Origin of the sequence: Moryella indoligenes (genome assembly GCF_030812885.1) — a bacterium.
In the GTDB taxonomy this organism is placed as follows: Bacteria; Bacillota; Clostridia; order Lachnospirales; family Lachnospiraceae; genus Moryella; species Moryella indoligenes.
The window spans coordinates 119673-137078 of record NZ_JAUSTO010000006.1; the positions used below are offsets into that span (position 1 = coordinate 119673).

General features: G+C 51.8%; 13 protein-coding genes and 1 tRNA gene. All 14 read left to right on the forward strand.

The features are described from left to right. The first annotated feature begins 133 nt into the window (after nt 1–133). The 14 genes from J2S20_RS06275 (at nt 134) to J2S20_RS06340 (ending at nt 17334) form a co-directional block, all read left to right on the forward strand. A complete protein-coding gene (locus J2S20_RS06275; RefSeq protein ID WP_307254275.1) occupies nt 134–976 on the forward strand; it encodes an AraC family transcriptional regulator in 843 nt (280 codons plus the stop codon). A gap of 446 nt (nt 977–1422) precedes the next feature. Then, the gene (locus tag J2S20_RS12225; RefSeq protein WP_307254323.1) at nt 1423–1884 is read left to right on the forward strand and encodes a low molecular weight protein-tyrosine-phosphatase; all 462 of its coding nucleotides are present in this window, start codon (nt 1423–1425) and stop codon (nt 1882–1884) included. A gap of 66 nt (nt 1885–1950) precedes the next feature. Further along, the gene (locus J2S20_RS06285; protein WP_106611800.1) at nt 1951–2268 is read left to right on the forward strand and encodes a hypothetical protein; all 318 of its coding nucleotides are present in this window, start codon (nt 1951–1953) and stop codon (nt 2266–2268) included. Between the two features lie 116 nt (nt 2269–2384). Continuing rightward, nucleotides 2385–4535 (forward strand): SH3 domain-containing protein, encoded by a 2151-nt coding sequence (locus tag J2S20_RS06290; RefSeq protein ID WP_307254277.1) that lies wholly within the window; start codon nt 2385–2387, stop codon nt 4533–4535. Between the two features lie 67 nt (nt 4536–4602). Continuing rightward, on the forward strand, nt 4603–6237 hold the full coding sequence (locus tag J2S20_RS06295) for a cadherin-like beta sandwich domain-containing protein (RefSeq protein ID WP_307254279.1): 1635 nt from the start codon (nt 4603–4605) through the stop codon (nt 6235–6237). Nucleotides 6238–6504: 267 nt separating this feature from the next. Next, nucleotides 6505–6903: a GntR family transcriptional regulator gene (locus J2S20_RS06300; RefSeq protein ID WP_106611803.1), complete on the forward strand. Its 399-nt coding sequence runs from the start codon at nt 6505–6507 to the stop codon at nt 6901–6903. Then, nucleotides 6893–7639, forward strand: a complete 747-nt coding sequence (locus tag J2S20_RS06305; RefSeq protein ID WP_307254282.1) for a UvrB/UvrC motif-containing protein — start codon at nt 6893–6895, stop codon at nt 7637–7639. Before J2S20_RS06300 ends, J2S20_RS06305 begins: the two co-directional genes overlap by 11 nt. Then, the gene (locus J2S20_RS06310; RefSeq protein WP_106611805.1) at nt 7632–8675 is read left to right on the forward strand and encodes an ATP--guanido phosphotransferase; all 1044 of its coding nucleotides are present in this window, start codon (nt 7632–7634) and stop codon (nt 8673–8675) included. Before J2S20_RS06305 ends, J2S20_RS06310 begins: the two co-directional genes overlap by 8 nt. A gap of 13 nt (nt 8676–8688) precedes the next feature. Continuing rightward, complete coding sequence (locus tag J2S20_RS06315; RefSeq protein WP_307254285.1) at nt 8689–11238, forward strand: ATP-dependent Clp protease ATP-binding subunit; 2550 nt, start codon at nt 8689–8691, stop codon at nt 11236–11238. Continuing rightward, the gene (gene radA / locus J2S20_RS06320; protein WP_307254288.1) at nt 11235–12626 is read left to right on the forward strand and encodes a DNA repair protein RadA; all 1392 of its coding nucleotides are present in this window, start codon (nt 11235–11237) and stop codon (nt 12624–12626) included. Before J2S20_RS06315 ends, radA begins: the two co-directional genes overlap by 4 nt. Before the next feature lie 114 nt (nt 12627–12740). Beyond that, nucleotides 12741–12811: transfer RNA gene (locus J2S20_RS06325), tRNA-Trp, on the forward strand. Between the two features lie 245 nt (nt 12812–13056). Next, nucleotides 13057–14520: a phage tail tip lysozyme gene (locus J2S20_RS06330; RefSeq protein ID WP_307254290.1), complete on the forward strand. Its 1464-nt coding sequence runs from the start codon at nt 13057–13059 to the stop codon at nt 14518–14520. A 22-nt stretch (nt 14521–14542) separates the two neighbouring features. Then, nucleotides 14543–14782, forward strand: a complete 240-nt coding sequence (locus J2S20_RS06335) for an HPr family phosphocarrier protein (protein WP_106611809.1) — start codon at nt 14543–14545, stop codon at nt 14780–14782. Nucleotides 14783–14928: 146 nt separating this feature from the next. Further along, entirely contained in the window at nt 14929–17334 is a 2406-nt protein-coding gene (locus J2S20_RS06340; protein WP_307254292.1) for an ATP-dependent DNA helicase, read from the forward strand. Nucleotides 17335–17406: the final 72 nt, after the last annotated feature.

The following is a 17406-nucleotide window of genomic DNA, read 5'->3' on the forward strand; positions in this document are numbered from 1 at the left end:
CGACTTTGATACAGTTGAGAAATAACTTTGAATTTGCGGAGAATAAACCTATAAAATTTGTACGGATACTGTAGGGTAGTAAAAGAAATCTTCCTCTATACTAAAATAAACCGAACGAAAGGAGGTAAATGAAATGAATATTATTAAGTCATTTAACAGCACGATTGATTATCTTGAAACCGTTCTTGATGATGAAATCAATGAAAAGAGAGTAAGTCAGTTATCTGGATATTCTTATTCAATGTTCAGTCGTTTATTTTCTATTTTGACTGAAACAACACTTTCAGAATATTTAAGGAGTAGAAGATTAACGGAAGCAGCCATTATATTAAGAGATACAGATGAAAAAATCATTGATGTTGCATTCAAGTTTGGATATGAATCATCAGATTCGTTTGGAACAGCATTTAAGAATTTTCATGGATTTACTCCTTCAGAGGTAAGAAATGGGAAACCATTCAAATTAGTTTCACGAGTGCAGTTGGCACTAAGTGTAAAAGGAGGAAGAAGTATGAATATTACGATTCAAAAGAAACAAGCATTTACAGTTGCAGGTTTAAACGAACAAAACATCAATTCATCATTATGTCCGAGTGTTTGGGATAAACTATTTGAAAAATATAGTCATGATGATTTAGCAATGCTTGGAGAAGGACGAAGCGTAGGTATTTGTCATGATGTAGAAAGTCCGAATTCTATAAATTATATGGCAGGTTATATCATTAGTGATGCAGACAAAGCAATAAATATGGGCTTAGAGGTTTTAGAAGTTGAAGAAGCAGAATATGCCATCGTAGAGCTGACAGGAAGTGTTCCAGAGTGTATTCATAACGGTTGGAAATATGCGATGGAAGTATTCTTTCCTGAGCATGGATATGTTCATTCAGGAAAGCCTGACTTTGAATATTACTTTGAAGGTGATATGCATAGTCCTGATTATAAAATGGAGCTGTGGATTCCGATTGTTAAGGGATAAATCTCAGTTTGTGGAGTAGAATATGGGCATAGACTATATCAGACTCTCAGTCTACAATTATATTGATAATTCAATTAACATATTTATTGATCAATATGAAGATAGATTTACACCGAAACCGAACATAAACAAGGAGAGATTTGGTGTCCAAGCTGATTGATATTAACGCTTATCCGGTCAAAGATTTATTGCCGGTTCTTCTTCAGGATAAGTCGACGAAGAAGAATATTATATGGGCCACAGATGCTTATGCGGATTTCGGGCCCGGCTACGATGATACGAGCATCATCGCACCCAGTCTGCTCTCAAAGGTTACGCTTCAGCCTCGTATCAGCAAGACTCTGGAAGAACAGCAGGCGCGGACCCGTAAGAAGGCCGAGGTTATGACGCCTGTCTGGCTATGCAATAAGTACCGCATTTTACAGATTTTTGAAGGAGTTGGGAATATGATAAAAGTGCTTTTCGTCTGCCACGGCAACATCTGCCGCAGTCCTATGGCAGAATATGTGATGAAGGATCTGGTGAAGAAATCCGGATGTGCTGAGCGTTTTTTTATTTCTTCCGCAGCGACCAGTCAGGAGGAAATTGGAAATCCGGTTTATCCACCCGCGCGGAGAAAACTTGCAGAACATGGAATTTCCTGTTCCGGACACAGTGCGCGTCAGCTTGTGCGAAGTGATTATGAGCGTTATGATTATTTCATCGGGATGGATCAGGAGAATCTGCGGGAGATGTATCGCATACTGGGAGCAGATCCCGGACAGAAGCTCTCTCTTTTGATGGATCACACGGAACGGCCGGGAGAGGTGGCCGATCCATGGTACACGCGGGATTTTGAAGCGACCTGGCGGGATGTAGAAGAGGGGTGTCGGCGCCTGCTGGAAGCCCTGTGCCACGGAGCTGACTGAGGATAACAGAATGTTTTCTGCCTCCGATGTAAAAAGATGAGCAGAGGACCGAGAGGAGATGAGAATATGCTGAAGGCATACAGTAAACAGTGGCTTTCCCGCGAGGCGGAAGGGGATTATAAGCGCAGTCAGCGCATTGAGAGCTACCGGATCGGAGAGCAGTTTCTCTTTCTTCCGGTCGGTATCAGCTGGAAATATATTCCCCTTAAGGAGATACAGCGCACGGAACCGGGGCAATGGCAGTACAGCGGTAAGGGCTGCTGCGTACGCGTCAGTATGGAGCTGCCATCGCTGGAGGTCTTTTGCGGGGAGCTACAGATATCACTTCGCTTTAATGTTGAGAGTTCTGTGAAGCAGATGAGGAAGGCCATTGAAAAGACTTAAGTTTCCCTGTCGATTTAATGGCTTATGTTGACCCGCTTCCGTCATATTATTATAATAGCTTCTGATATACAGCGACGATTCGTGCAGTTTTTTGCACAGCGGAACGGAGAAAGCAGATGAAGAAGGTAAGTACAGGCTTGTTGTCCGGGACTCTGGCTGTGATCCTATCAATCGGAATGACAGCGGGACTTCCCGGTATTTTTAATATGCGGGCTTCTGCGGCGGCAGTGGCTACAGTACAGGCGAGCACTCTGAATATGCGGAGCGGGGCGGGAACCGGTCACAGCAAGGTGAAGGTGTTGCCTCACGGTGCCTCTGTGTCCGTGCTTGAGGAAGTCATGGGAGAGGACGGAAAAACCTGGGCGAAGATCAGCTATCAGGGCAGTGAGGGCTATGTTCAGAAGTCCTATCTGCGTGCTCCGGTCAGCTACACGAGGGATGAGCAGTTCGAAAGTCAGCTCTCTGCGGAGGGTTTCCCGGAGTCTTATAAGGAGGGGCTTCGGCAGATTCATGCGCAGTATCCGAACTGGGTGTTCCGCGCAGATCACACGGGCCTTGGCTGGGAGGAAGTGATCTCCAATGAAAGTGTGGTCGGACGAAATCTTGTAGATACCAACCGGCGCTCCTCATGGAAATCCACGGCGGACGGTGCCTTTGACTGGGCGGGAAACCAATGGCCGGGCTTTGATTCCAGTGCATGGGTTGCGGCAAGCGAGGGCATCATCCGTTATTACATGGATCCCCGGAATTTTCTCGACAGTGCCTACGTGTTTCAGTTCCTCACACAGAGTTATGATGCGGCTACACAGTCTGCGGGCGGTGTTGAGGCCCTTGCAAAGGGAACCTTTCTGGAGGGGCAGGCAAGCAGCGGAACAGCGACCTCCGCTGAGGCTCCTCTGACGCCGGACGGTGCTGTGCCCGGCGGTGGGAGCACGCAGCTGGTTGGCCCCTCGGGGGAGCCTTTTGCGCAGGGAACAGCGACGGATCAGAGTCAGAACGGAGCCGCTGAACAGAATACCACAGAAACTACAGTGGGAAATGCAGCCGGCCCGGGAGCGCAGAGCGCGGACAGTTCCTCGCTCATCGGCATCATCAGTGCAGCTCCGCAGAGACGCATAGAGGACAGTGAGCTGTCCGGCACGGCGAGCGGAGCCGGGGAGCGGGCGAGTGCCCCGGAGCTTCTGGACACACTGAAAGTGGATTCCAGAGCCGTGGTAGTGCGCGGCAGCAGAAAAAATGCACCTGAGAGTGAGGACAGCAACTCTGTGCAGCAGGACAGCCAGCGCAGTGACAGCGGCGTGAATTACATTGATATTATCCTGCGGGCTGCGGAGCAGTCGGGGGTAAATCCCTATGTGCTCAGCTCCATGATTATTCAGGAGCAGGGAAGCAAGGGACGCAGCGGACTGATCAGTGGAACGAATTCCAGCTATCCAGGCATCTATAATTTCTTTAATGTACAGGCGTACTCAGATGGTTCAATGAGTGCCACCACCCGTGGACTCTGGTGGGCATCTCAGTCCGGCTCCTATGGGAGACCCTGGAACAGCATTGAGAGGGCCATTATTGGCGGAGCGGAGTATTATGGCGAGAACTTCATAAAGAGCGGGCAGGACACCTTTTATCTGAAGAAGTTCAATATTACGGCAAAAAACCGCTATCAGCATCAGTATATGACCAATGTGGAAGGCGCGGCGAGTGAGGGCTTTAAGCTCGGGGAGGCCTACAACGAGGATCTGAAGCAGAATGCACTGGTGTTCAGGATTCCTGTCTATTCCGGAATGCCTGACACCCCCTCAGCGGCACCGGAGGGCGACGGCAGTCCGAACAATAAGCTCTCCTCCCTCACAGCGGCGGGCTTCAGCATCACCCCCTCCTTCCAGATGAATCAGCTGTCCTATGACCTGATTGTAGACCGCTCCGTATCTCATGTGAATCTCAGCGCAGAGGCGATTGATCACAGAGCCACGATTGAGGGGACAGGGGATATTTATCTCTCAGACGGCACAACTACAGTGACGGTAAGAGTGACTGCGGAAAATGGAGAGCAGCGCAGCTATGTGCTGAACATCTCGAGGCAGGACGGAGCTCAGACCGGAAATAATCAGGCCGGAGAATCACAGAGTGATGCTTCCGGCGGCCCCGGCGTCGGAAACACAAGGCTCTCCGGGACAGCCTCGCCGGATGGCGAAGAGAGCGCGGTTGGAAGTGCAGCGCCGGGCGAAGTCAGTGGAAGTGCAGCTCTGGTTGCACCCTCAGAAAATTGACAGTAACAGGAGAGATTCTTCATCTTTTGTCTCTTCAAAAATGCGATTATAGAATGGAGTCCTGGAAATGAAAACAAATCGACGCTTTCTGAAATCCTTCCTCGGAGGGGCGGTGACAGTCGCAGCCATGAGTATACTGCTCTCTGTGACGGCATTTGCCATGAATGTCTCTGTCAGTTTTACAGATCCGAGTGCAGAGGTGGGAGAGGATGTCACGGTATCCATGCATATACTCTCTGACAGCGGTGAGGCGCTGGGCAGTGCCAATATTATGTTGAATTATGATGCCTCTGTGCTTGAATTTGTGAGTGGAGATAACGCGGAGGGGGGAGCGGGCTCTCTTCATATCAGCGGTCAGGCCACTACAGATGCAAAGGAGTGGTATTACGGGCTTCACTTTAAGGCGCTGACCGGTGGCACAGCCAAAATCGAGGTTGCGACTGCGGAAATCTACGACGCAGATGCCAAGATTGCGACGATCTCGCATCAGGGAAGCTCGGCAGTCACGGTCGGGGCTGCGGCACAGGAGTCGGAGGCTGAAAAGCCGGCTGCGCTGAATGCCCTCTCGATCAGCCCCGGTACGCTTTCTCCTGTTTTTTCTCCGGAGCAGAGCAGCTACACTGCGGTCGTTGGTGACGAGGTCACGAGAATTGCGGTGAGCGCTGTTCCTGCGGCGGAGGGGGCGCGCATCACCGTATCAGGAAATGAATCTCTGGAACTGGGTGAGAATACCATCAGCGTGCAGGTGAATTCTGCTGACGGCGCAGAGCTCGGAAGCTACACGATCACCGTGACGAAGCAGGAGGGAGTGACGCCGGCAGAGAGCGCTGCGGCAGAAAGCTCCGCTCTTACGATAGACGGAAAGTCCTACGAGATTGCGGACAGCTTTGACACTACGCTGCTTCCTGCGGGGTACACAACCGGAAGCTACAGCTTTAAGGGACGGACAGTGCTTGCCGGAACCGCGCCGGATAATAAGCTGCATATTATGTATCTGCTGGCCGAGGGCGGAAGCGGAGATCTCTTCCTCTATGATGAGAGCAGCGACAGCTGGGCTCCCTATGTCGAGGTCGGTATGAGCGCCAGGGCGGTTACGGCAGTTCCGCTCGGTGCGGACGTACAGGTTCCGGAGGAGCTTGTGTCCAGCCGGCTGAATCTGAACGGCAAGTCTGTGGAGGGCTGGATCGGTGCTCAGGATCAGGGACAGAATTACTGTGTATTCTATGGAATGAACGCGGAGGGAGAGAAGAGCTTCTATCGCTTTGATCTCTCTGAAAAAACCATACAGCGCTACTTTGACGAGGCTGCGGGGGCGCGCGCGGAGAAGGATGCTGTGTCGGAAGAGCTTCATACGCTTCACAGCTTATACCGACGCAGGACGATCATGATGTTTGTCATGTTCTTTGTGGCTCTCGCTGCAGTTATTGCTGCATCTGTTCTGGCGCTTCAGAGCAGGCATGGAGAGAAGCGCTCTGCTGTGCGGAAGGACAGTGTATCAGGAGGTGGAAAAGAGGAGGAGCGCTCCGATTCGGATCATCTGTTCGCAGACAGAGCCAAGGATTCGGATGAGCAGGAGCCTTTCAGTGAGGAAGCTCTTGAGGAGACCGATTTTACCGAGATATCAGAAAATGAAATAGCTGAGGCGCAGGCGGGACAAAATAGCGACTCCGCAGACGATGATTTTCAGGATATAGAGCTCTGAGACGGCGCTTCAAAAACGGAGGATTTTATTTGAGGACTGCTGCAGCAATCCAAAAAACTGCAGACCATCGAGGAGGGCGTGCCCGAAAAGCACTGCCCTCCTTTATGCTACCGGAATACCTTTCAAAATTTGGTATCGGTAAGAATGAAAGGAAAGTCTGCACGCTCAAAAAACACAGCGTTTCCTGCAATTGACTGAGCTTCAAAACTGTTATATAATCCCTATAACAAATGCAAGGCGGCGTTTGGCTGAGAAAAGAGGTAGGATATGAAGATTTATATTGATTTTAACAGCGATCAGGCCTTTTACATCCAGCTGATGAACCAGATCATACTGGGCATCGCCATGGAACAGCTGCATGAGGGAGACAGTCTCCCTTCCGTACGACAGATGGCGGACGCTGTGGGTATTAATATGCATACAGTCAATAAGGCCTACACGATACTGCGCCAGGAGGGATTTATCAAGCTGGATCGCAGAAAGGGCGCCATCATCAGCATTGATATGGACAAAATACGTGTACTGCAGGAGATGAAACAGGAGCTTTCTGTAGTTCTGGCACGCGGTATCTGCAACGGTGTGGAACGTGATGACGCTCACCAGCTGGTGGATGAGCTCTATGACGCATTTATGAATTGTGAAGCGGAGGAGCAGGATGCTTTGTGAGAAATGTAAGATCAGAGAAGCAACCATTCAGTATACAGAGATCGTCAATGGTGTAAAGCGGGAGCACAGCTTCTGCGCGCAGTGTGCGCAGGAGACCAATCTGGGGCAGATTTCTGCTCTTTTTGAGGGAGAGTTCCCTTTCTCCAGAATTCTTTCTGCTCTTCTGGGAGAGGATGGACAAGTGGAGGACGGCGACTATGCACGTATCAGTTGCCCGCGCTGCGGAACCAGTTATCAGGAGTTTGTAAAGAACTCCCGCTTTGGATGTCCGGATTGCTACGAGCTGTTCGATATTCTGATCCGGGACAGCATAAAACAGCTGCAGGGCAGCGAGCAGCATAAAGGTAAGCATCCGAAATATGGACTCAAAATACTGCCTGCGAGCCTGACCCGCGAGTTGCCCGGTATTATGAAGCAGAGTGAGGAGGAGAAGACCATACCCGGAGACAGGGGAGATGTTCAGGCTGTGCAGAACGAAAGCAGTGAGAAGCAGCTCCATGAAGTGACAGAGACGGACGGGCAGTTAAATGATGGTGTTTCCTTAAGTGCAGTTCCGGACAGAGCCAATGAGAATGGCCTTGGAGCTTCCACCTTGTCAAAGCAGGACAGAAAACAGGGAGAGCTCAGGGAGCTCCGGAAGAAGCTCTCTCATTCCGTGGCGGAGGAGGATTACGCTGCCGCTGCAAAATACAGGGACATGATACGGGCGCTTCAGAAGGAGGGGACGGATGCTTAAGTGGTATGAGCAGGTTAAGACAAGTCCTGGAAACAATTATATTTCCAGCAGAATACGTCTCACCCGGAGCTGGAGCGAGTATAAATTTCCGCATTGCCTCAGAACGGAGGAGGCCTATGCACTGATCGAGCGCATGAACAGTGCACTCTCGGAATTTCCAAGGCAGACGGGGGAGAACATGAGCTCCATGCTGCTCTCTGAGATCCCGGAGGTGAGCCGCATGGCAATGCGGGAGCGCCGTATATTCAATGCCGGGATCACGGACAGAAAGACGCCGGTCGGCGTGATGTTCTCTGAGTCGGAGTCCATCTCTCTCGTTCTGAATGGCGATGATCATCTGCGCCTACAGCTGCTCTCACCGAATTTTCATCTGTATGATCTCTGGGAGCGGGCTAATCGGCTTGATGATTATATGAACGAACATTTTTCTTATGCCTTCGATGAGCGCTATGGCTATCTGAGTTCATTTCCCACCAATGTCGGGACGGGAATGCGCGCGAACGTTGTGGTGCACCTCCCCGCACTGTCGACAGGACGGCAGTTCCCAAGCCTTCTGGAATCCATGACGCAGTTTGGGGTCACAATACGCGGTGTATACGGAAATGGCAAGGAAAATTACGGTGCGCTCTATGATATCTCCAATTCGAAGACGCTGGGACTCAGCGAGCGGGAGATACTGGATCTGGTCTCAAAGGTGGTGTCTCAGCTGAACAGCGAAGAGAATCAGGTTCGGAAGAAATCTCTGGAGAGCCATCGACTGGAGCGTCTGGATGAGGTGTACAAGTCCTATGGGCTTTTGAAATACGCGCGAAAGCTGAGTATACGCGATGCGCTGCGCTACCTCTCACAGGTGATGGCAGGTCTCTCTGACGGTCTTATAAAAACCAGCGTGCCGTGCAGCATTTACCGCCTCTATTTCGGCGTTCAGCCCTCTAATTTGATCGCCGGGGCGAAGGGACCTGTTGACAGAGAGAAGATCGATTCGATACGGGCAGACTACATAAGAAGAGAGCTTCCGGAACTCACGGAGAGCTGAAAGGAGTACATTTATGGCAGATTATTTTACCGAGCAGGCGCGGGAGGCAGTGAATCTCGCATATCAGGCCGCCCGGGAGAGCTATAACAACTATATCGGAACGGAGCACCTGCTGCTGGGACTGGTGCGTCAGGGCAGCGGTGTCGCTGCGCGTGTTCTGGAGGAAAATGAAGTCACGGAGCCGAAGATCCTTGAACTGATGGATCAGCTGATTTCCTCCGGCGGCAATGTCAAAGTGCAGGATGAGCCGCAGTATACGCCCATGGCCCGGCGTGTGATCGAGAACAGTCACGCGGAGGCGGAGCGTTATCACGCGCCGCAGATCGGGACAGAGCATCTGCTTATCGCCATACTCCGGGAGAAGAATTGCATCGCCAGTAAGCTCCTCTACACGATGGGCGTAAACGTGCAGAAAATATATGTGGATATGCTCGGCGCGATGGGAGAGGAAGGTGCGTCACAGGGAGAGACAGCAGGCGCGCAGCATCAGGACAATATGCCGGAGACTCCTACCCTGGATCAGTACTCAAGAGATCTCACCGCACTTGCGCGTGCAGGAAGGCTGGATCCGGTCATTGGAAGAAGCATGGAGATGCAGCGCGTCATGCAGATCCTGAGCCGGAGGACAAAGAACAATCCCTGTCTCATCGGTGAGCCGGGTGTCGGAAAGACAGCGGTCGCAGAAGGGCTTGCGCAGATGATCGTCGCGGGGGAGGTTCCTGAGACAATAGAAGGAAAGCGGCTGGTTACGCTGGATCTTTCCGGCATGATCGCGGGTTCCAAGTACCGCGGCGAGTTTGAAGAGCGCATCAAGAAAGTATTGCAGGAGGTCATGCAGGCGGGCAATATTCTCCTTTTCATTGATGAGCTGCATACGATTATAGGCGCAGGCTCTGCGGAGGGCGCCATGGACGCGAGCAATATTCTGAAGCCCTCTCTGGCGCGCGGAGAGCTGCAGCTCATCGGAGCCACAACCATAGAGGAGTACAGGAAATATATCGAGAAGGACGCTGCTCTGGAGCGTCGCTTTCAGCCGATCACGGTTGAGGAGCCAACGGAGGAGGAATCTGTAGAGATACTCACGGGACTTCGCCCGCGCTACGAGCAGCATCATAAGGTGCGTATTACAGATGCGGCACTGAAGGCTGCAGTGCAGCTCTCTGTCCGCTATATCAGCGATCGCTTTCTTCCGGACAAGGCAATTGATCTCATAGATGAGGCTGCCTCCAGAACCCGTCTCGAGGGCTACATTGAGCCGCCGGAGATACGGGCTCTCACGGCTGATATTGAGAAGCTGGAAAAACAGAAGCTGGATGCGGTGAAGGCAGAGGAGTTTGAGCGCGCCGGAGATATTAAGAAAAAGCAGGAAAAGAAGCAGCTGAAGATTGAAAAGATCCGGGAGAAGTGGCAGAAGGAAAAAGCAGAGAGAAAGCTTGTCGTAGACGAAGCGGAAATCGCGGACGTTGTCTCGGCCTGGACCAAAATTCCGGTACAGAAGCTCACGGAGGAGGAAAATGAGCGCCTGAAAAAGCTGGAAGCTGTGCTGCATGAAAGGGTGGTCGGTCAGGAGGAGGCCGTCAGCGCTATTGCAAGGGCTATCCGGAGAGGCCGGGTCGGACTCAAGGATCCGCGGCGACCCATCGGTTCCTTTCTCTTTCTGGGGCCTACGGGTGTCGGAAAGACAGAGCTCTCAAAGGCGCTCGCGGAGGCGCTCTTTGGCACGGAGCAGGCGCTGATTCGTGTGGATATGAGCGAGTACATGGAGAAGCACAGTGTCTCCAAGATGGTTGGCTCTCCACCCGGCTATGTCGGCTATGAGGAGGGGGGACAGCTCTCCGAGAAAGTGAGAAGAAATCCTTATTCTGTGATACTTTTTGATGAGATTGAGAAGGCACATCCAGATGTCTTCAATGTACTGCTTCAGGTGCTGGATGACGGGCACATCACGGATTCACAGGGACGAAGGATTGATTTTAAAAACACTGTGATTATCATGACAAGCAATGCCGGAGCGTCCAGAATTATTGCGCCAAAGGTATTGGGCTTTTCGGCACACGAGAGCGCCGAGACCGACTATCGCAAGATGAAGGACGGAGTGCTGGAAGAGCTGCGCCGCATCTTTAAGCCGGAGTTTCTGAACCGTATTGACGAGACGATCGTCTTCCATCAGCTGAATCGCGAGAACATGAAGCAGATCGTGGAGATTCTTCTGAATGCGATCGGAAAGCGCACGGAGGAGCAGATGGCGCTGAGCCTCTCCTTTGATGAAGCGGCAAAGGAATTCCTGATTGATAAGGGGTATGATCCGAAATACGGAGCGCGGCCACTGAAGCGCGCCATTCAGAATGAGCTGGAGGACAAGCTTGCGGAGGCGGTGCTGGACGGTCGCATCCGTGAGGGAGACAGCGTGCTTGTCAGCTGCCCGGAGCGGGAGAAGCCGGAGGAGCGCGCGCTGGAGTTTATTAAAAAAGCCGCCGCAAGGCGTACAGCCGTCAGAAGAAAGAGAGCTTCAGCACACACGGAAAAGGCCGGCAGTATTACAGCTGGAACGAAGCAGTCATGAAGCGGACAACAGGTTTTTTCTGCAGTGAGTGTGGCTTTGAATCCGCAAAGTGGGTCGGGCAGTGCCCGGCCTGCCATGCGTGGAATACGATGGTAGAGGAGCCTGTCGCGGCGAGATCTGCACGCGGACTCAGCGGAGCAAGTCAGGGGCGGGATGCCGTGCGGGGAGGAATGCAGCTTGCTGTGCGTCCGGTATTGCTCTCAGAAATTGATGCTGCAGGAGAGGAGCGCTTTGGGACAGGCTATGCAGAGTTGGACCGCGTGCTCGGCGGCGGTACAGTTGCGGGCTCCATGGTGCTGGTGGGCGGTGATCCTGGCATAGGAAAGTCTACGATACTGCTGCAGGTCTGCCGGAATTTCGCGGCAGTCGGGAAAAAGGTGCTCTATATCTCCGGTGAGGAGTCGCTGAAGCAGATTCGTCTCAGAGCGAACCGCATCGGGAGTGTACAGGGCGAGCTTCTCTTTCTCAGTGAGACCAATCTGAACCTGATTCGAGGGAGCATAGAGGAGCTGCGGCCGGATATTGTAGTGATTGATTCTATTCAGACTATGTACTGTGAGGAGATTTCTGCCGCTCCGGGTTCTGTGAGCCAGGTGCGTGAGTCTACGAATATACTGATGCAGATCGCAAAGGGCGGCGGTATTGCAGTTTTTATCATTGGACATGTGACCAAGGAAGGGCAGGTGGCCGGGCCGCGTGTGCTGGAGCATATGGTGGATACTGTGCTCTATTTTGAGGGCGAGAAGCACGCTTCTTATCGCATCCTCCGTGCAGTAAAGAATCGCTTTGGCTCAACCAATGAGATCGGCGTGTTTGAAATGACGGAGACCGGCCTCCGTGAGGTTCAAAACCCTTCTGAATATATGCTGGACGGGAGGCCTGTCGGTGCAAGCGGAGCAGTGGTCGCATGCTCCATGGAGGGCTCGCGCCCTCTGCTTCTTGAGGTACAGGCACTGGTAGCGGAGACGGCTTTTGGTATGCCGCGGCGCACCGCGGCCGGCTTTGATTATAATCGCATCAATCTTTTGATGGCGGTGCTTGAGAAGCGCTGTCATCTTCCGATGTCGCGTCTGGACGCGTATGTCAATGCAGCGGGTGGAATACGCATGAATGAGCCTGCGATGGACCTTGCAGTTATGATGGCGCTGGTCTCCTCCTATCGGGATATTCCGGTGGAGGAACACACAGTACTGTTCGGAGAGGTTGGGCTCTCTGGAGAGGTCCGCTCAGTCTCCATGGCAGAACAGCGCGTCAGAGAGGCTGCAAAGCTCGGTTTTCAGCTCTGTATACTCCCGAAGTCCTGTCTGAAGAAACTAAAACAGCCGGATGCAATACGCTGTATTGGGGTCTCAACGGTAGCAGAAGCGATAGAACTTCTGTTTCACTAAAGACAGATCGAAAATTCAGGAGGGCAGTGTCACTGTTTTGCAAAGATTTTCCTTGACAGTAAGACAGCTTAATGGTATATTAACTCGCGTGGCTGACAGCTGTCATCCACGTACAGAGGAATAGTTCAGTGGTAGAACGTTGGTCTCCAAAACCGAAGACGGGAGTTCGAGCCTCTCTTCCTCTGCGTGAGCCTGAATTGTAAAGATTCAGGCTTTTTGATTGATTAAATCAAAATTTTCTGCCAATTAAAAACTTTTATAGGATTTGCTTATTTCCTTTTTGAAGAGAATGTTGCTAAAATATTAAAAAAATATTAAAAAGCAAGCAAAATTCTTGCAATTGCGAAAAGGCTCTGACATACTGTGTGACGACTACAGATTATGAATCCGCTGAAACAGCGGATTCCTTCAGTTTCAGGGGAGTAACATCATGTCAGAAAAAATCAGAGCGGCGCTGCACAGGGAACAGCTGCGTCTGCTCGCAGCGGTGCTTCTGACAGCAGCTGGGATTTTGTCCGCACTGCTTGCCGGGAGAACCGGAAGCAGGAATGCGCTTGCCGCTGTGCAGAAGACAGAGGAAGCTGCAATGGAGGCTTCGGATATGCCGGATTATATCCTCACTGAGGGCGGCAGCAGAATCCTGAAAAACAGTGAGGGCGGCAGCTGGACCGAGTCAGAGGCAGGCTGGAGCTACAGTGATGCAGAGGGACGGCCGGTTTCCGCGTCCTGGCTGTTGTATCAGAACAGGTACTACTATCTGAATGCGGCAGGCATCATGGAGTGCGGACAGTTTCGAAAGATCGGGAATTACCGCTATCATTTTGCCGCGGACGGCAGCATGGACAGCGGGCGCTTCTATGTCGGAGAGCAGGAATATTATGCAGACGTCAATGGGATACCCTGTGTGGACAGCTGGGCGTCCAGTGAGGACGGGAGATGGTTCTACTGTGATTCCATCGGCAGAATTCTAAAAGATGAGATGACGCCGGATTCCTATTATGTTGGTCCGGACGGCTATATGGCCGCCGCGGCTGGTTCGCGCTATGAGGGTTTTGACTATAGCAATGAAGGAAATCATCGTCTTTACCTAAACCTCGGCACTGCAGATCTGATCTGGAATTATTTTAAGGGAAAAGGATGGGAGGAAACAGCAATCGCCGGCCTGCTGGGGAATTTTCAGCAGGAGAGTGGCATAGACCCGGGTTTTGAGGAGAGAGGCAACCATATCGGCTACGGGTTGGGACAGTGGAGCTTTGAGCGAAGAACACAGCTTGAGCACTACGCAGCTTCGCGCGGCTGTGCAGCAGGCGACATCTATGCGCAGCTTGACTTTTTGTGTCAGGAGGCAGGAGAGAAAGACTTTGTGAATCACTTTGCAAAAACAAAATGGTCCTCTCCGGCTGCAGCGGCGATTGAATGGGGCACGCGCTGGGAGCGCTACAATCTCTCGGATCGTTCCATGAGCCGTGTGCGTATTCCCTACGCAGAAGCTTATTATGCGCATTATGTAGCCGGGGTGTCCTTTCTTGTGTCCAATACGCGTTACAGCGAACCGGAGGTTCTCGTAAAACTGGCCAGTGCAGCGGATGCAGAGGTAAGAGAAGAGCTCTCTCCGGAGGACGCAGCAGTCACGGCACAGGAGCTTCCGGAGGAAATTGCGGAGAAGAGCAACGGGACATATTTCAGCGAGGGAGATCATTCGGAGCTGAAAACCTATTCCGGTCAGAGCGCAGGAGCCAAAGTTACGAAGGTGAAACGCGTGCTTTCTGTTCAGCAGGGGGAGACTGCCGGACCGGGTATTGAAATGAAAACTGAGACAGAGAAGGTTGAGACGGAGGCATTGCCGGAATCAGCAGAGAAGGCGGAAACAGAGGCTGAGAGCAGCTTAAAATAACGCGGAGAGGAGATAGAATAGAATGGAACGCAGAATCAGATTACATGGAGTGGAAGAAGTAAAACGCTTTGTGCAGGCGGCAGAGCGCTGTGATTTTGATATTGATGTGAGTTATAACCGGATCGCGGTAGATGGGAAGTCCTTTCTCGGTATTATGGGAATGGATCTCGCAAGAGTTCTGAATGTGAGCTATCACGGGCACAATTTGGAATTTGAGCAGATGCTTACGGACTTTGCAGCGGGTGACAGCACCGCAGCCTGAGCCTGCTGAAACGAATCTGTGCAAAATGACACAGCAGAGATATGGGGCAGAATTTGCCTGTCTCTGCTGTTTTTTTGCCTTTTTATAGCTTTTATGCGCTGGCGACATGGCAGTACACCCCTCTGCAGTGATAGAATGAGAGCATGATGTACGCACAGAGAATTTCAGTCCGGAATCTGGTGGAATTTATACTCCGGTCTGGAGATATTGACAATCGCACGGAATTTGATACGGATCCGGAGGCTATGCTGCAGGGCGGCCGCATTCACAGAAAAATACAGAAATCCATGCCTCCAAACTATCAGGCAGAGGTCCCGCTGAAGGCTCTGTATGAGGAGAACGGGCTTACCCTGTCTGTCGAGGGACGCGCAGACGGAATCCAGCGAGAGCAGGATAAGATCACGGTGGACGAGATCAAGGGCATCTATGCAGATGTAAGAAGGCTTACGGAGGCGCGCCCTCTGCACCTTGCACAGGCAAAGTGCTATGCCGCCATGCTGGTCAAAAATGAAGAACTGTCAGGGCGGCTTTGCTGTCAGCTGAGTTATTGTAATCTGGAGACGGAGGAAATCAGACGTTTTCAGATAGAGTATGAAGCGGAGGAGCTTCTTCGCTGGATGAACGCCCTGGTGTCAGAGTATTTCCGCTGGGCGCGTTTCCTTGCGGAGCACAGAGAGGCGCGTAACCGCAGCGCGGCAGTTCTTAATTTTCCCTACAATTACAGAAGCGGGCAGAAGGAAACTGCAGTAGACGTCTTTCGTGCGATCAGACGCAGTCGCAATCTCTTTATTCAGGCCCCTACCGGAGTCGGAAAGACACTTTCTGTGATTTATCCCTCCGTCAAGGCGGTCGCCGAGGGACTGTCAGAGCGAGTCTTCTATCTGACAGCCAAAAACATTGCGCGCAGTGTAGCGGAGGAGAGCTTTCAGCTTCTGACCGGGCGGGGACTGTCCTGGATTAGCTGTTCGCTCAGTGCAAAGGAAAAGCTCTGTCTGAACGAAGCTGTCGATTGCAATCCGGAGGCCTGTCCCTATGCAAGGGGACACTATGACAGAGTCAACGAGGCAATTTATGAGCTCCTGCAGACAGAAGCAGTGATCACAGACCAAGTGCTTTTTTCTCGGGCAAGGCAACATTCTGTATGTCCCTATTATCTGAGCCTTGATCTCAGCAGCTGGTGTGACAGCGTCATTGCAGATTATAACTATGCTTTTGATCCGCGTGCGCACCTGAAGCGTTTCTTTTCGGAGGGTGCAGATAAAAATAACATCTTTCTTATTGATGAGGCACACAATCTTCCTGAGCGCGCGTCAGAGATGTACAGTGCTGCGCTGAAGAAGGAGGATGTGCTTGCCTTAAAGCGGCTGCTCAGGCCTTATGGGAAGCGTCTCGGTGCAGCGCTTCAGTCATTGAATCTTGCCATGCTTGCGATGCGAAGAAGCTTATCCGAGTATCCCCGGATCTCAGCTGATCCGATATCCGGCAGAGAGGCGGCAGAGCTTCCGGATGTAAATTTTCTGCTGTCGCCTCTAAATCAGTGCTACACGCTGCTCTCAGAGCTTATGGAGGACAGAAAAGAACTGCCGGAGCGAAAGGAGCTGCTTTCGTATTTCTTTGTGCTGCGCAGTTTTCTTGCGGTGGCAGAGGAGCTGGATGAACACTATGTTGTCTATGCTGAGCGCAGAGGGGAGCAGTTTCTTGTAAAGCTCCTCTGTATTGACCCTTCTGCACAGCTAAAAAAATATCTGGAATTTTCACGGAGCGCGGTATTCTTCTCCGCGACGCTGCTTCCGATTCAATATTACAAGGACCTGCTGACCGGCGAGCGGGAGGAATTTGCGATCTATGCGGAGAGCCCTTTTCCGAGAGAGCGGCGGCTCCTTCTCTGTGCGGCCGATGTGAGCTCCCGCTACACGCGACGGAATGAGGCGGAGTATATACGGATAGCGGCCTATATCCGCACACTTCTTACAGCGCGGCCGGGAAACTATCTCTGCTTTTTCCCTTCCTATACTTATTTGGAAGCGATACACAGACATATCGAAACGCCCCCTGTCTGTGTAAAGGGGGACATGCTTCCGGTGCGCTATCAGCTTCAGATTCAGCAGCCGGAGATGCAGGAATCTCAGCGTGCGAATTTTTTGTCTGCGTTTCAGGACGGCGCGTGTCCGCAACTTGGGCTCTGCGTCATGGGCGGAGTGTTTTCAGAGGGCATTGATCTCCGGGCAGAACAGCTGATCGGCGTCGTGGTGGTCGGTACCGGACTGCCCGCCATCAATACGGAATCTGAGTTAAAGAGACAGTACTACAATCGCCGAGGGGAAAACGGCTTTGATTACGCCTATCGCTATCCGGGGATGAATAAGGTGATGCAGGCGGCCGGACGTCTGATTCGAAGTGAGAATGACAGAGGTATTATCCTGCTTCTGGACGAGCGCTTCCTTCACCGCGATTATCGGGTGCTGTTTCCGCGGGAGTGGAGTGACTGTGAGACAATAACAGAGGAAAAACTGAGGGGGCGCCTCTGTGAATTCTGGAGATATCAGGGTTAAATCAGCACTCTCCGCTCATGAGTGCCAAAAAGGATTGACATCTGTTCTATAAGGACTATAATGCAAGATATG

Bases quoted from the DNA above. Each gene is read 5' to 3' on its own strand.
- J2S20_RS06300 (WP_106611803.1), top strand. From the start codon at position 6,505: ATGAAGATTTATATTGATTTTAACAGCGATCAGGCCTTTTACATCCAG.
- J2S20_RS06295 (WP_307254279.1), top strand. From the start codon at position 4,603: ATGAAAACAAATCGACGCTTTCTGAAATCCTTCCTCGGAGGGGCGGTG.
- J2S20_RS06305 (WP_307254282.1), top strand. From the start codon at position 6,893: ATGCTTTGTGAGAAATGTAAGATCAGAGAAGCAACCATTCAGTATACA.
- J2S20_RS06290 (WP_307254277.1), top strand. From the start codon at position 2,385: ATGAAGAAGGTAAGTACAGGCTTGTTGTCCGGGACTCTGGCTGTGATC.
- J2S20_RS06330 (WP_307254290.1), top strand. From the start codon at position 13,057: ATGTCAGAAAAAATCAGAGCGGCGCTGCACAGGGAACAGCTGCGTCTG.
- J2S20_RS06275 (WP_307254275.1), top strand. From the start codon at position 134: ATGAATATTATTAAGTCATTTAACAGCACGATTGATTATCTTGAAACC.
- J2S20_RS06340 (WP_307254292.1), top strand. From the start codon at position 14,929: ATGTACGCACAGAGAATTTCAGTCCGGAATCTGGTGGAATTTATACTC.
- J2S20_RS06335 (WP_106611809.1), top strand. From the start codon at position 14,543: ATGGAACGCAGAATCAGATTACATGGAGTGGAAGAAGTAAAACGCTTT.
- J2S20_RS06285 (WP_106611800.1), top strand. From the start codon at position 1,951: ATGCTGAAGGCATACAGTAAACAGTGGCTTTCCCGCGAGGCGGAAGGG.
- J2S20_RS06310 (WP_106611805.1), top strand. From the start codon at position 7,632: ATGCTTAAGTGGTATGAGCAGGTTAAGACAAGTCCTGGAAACAATTAT.
- J2S20_RS12225 (WP_307254323.1), top strand. From the start codon at position 1,423: ATGATAAAAGTGCTTTTCGTCTGCCACGGCAACATCTGCCGCAGTCCT.
- J2S20_RS06315 (WP_307254285.1), top strand. From the start codon at position 8,689: ATGGCAGATTATTTTACCGAGCAGGCGCGGGAGGCAGTGAATCTCGCA.
- radA (WP_307254288.1), top strand. From the start codon at position 11,235: ATGAAGCGGACAACAGGTTTTTTCTGCAGTGAGTGTGGCTTTGAATCC.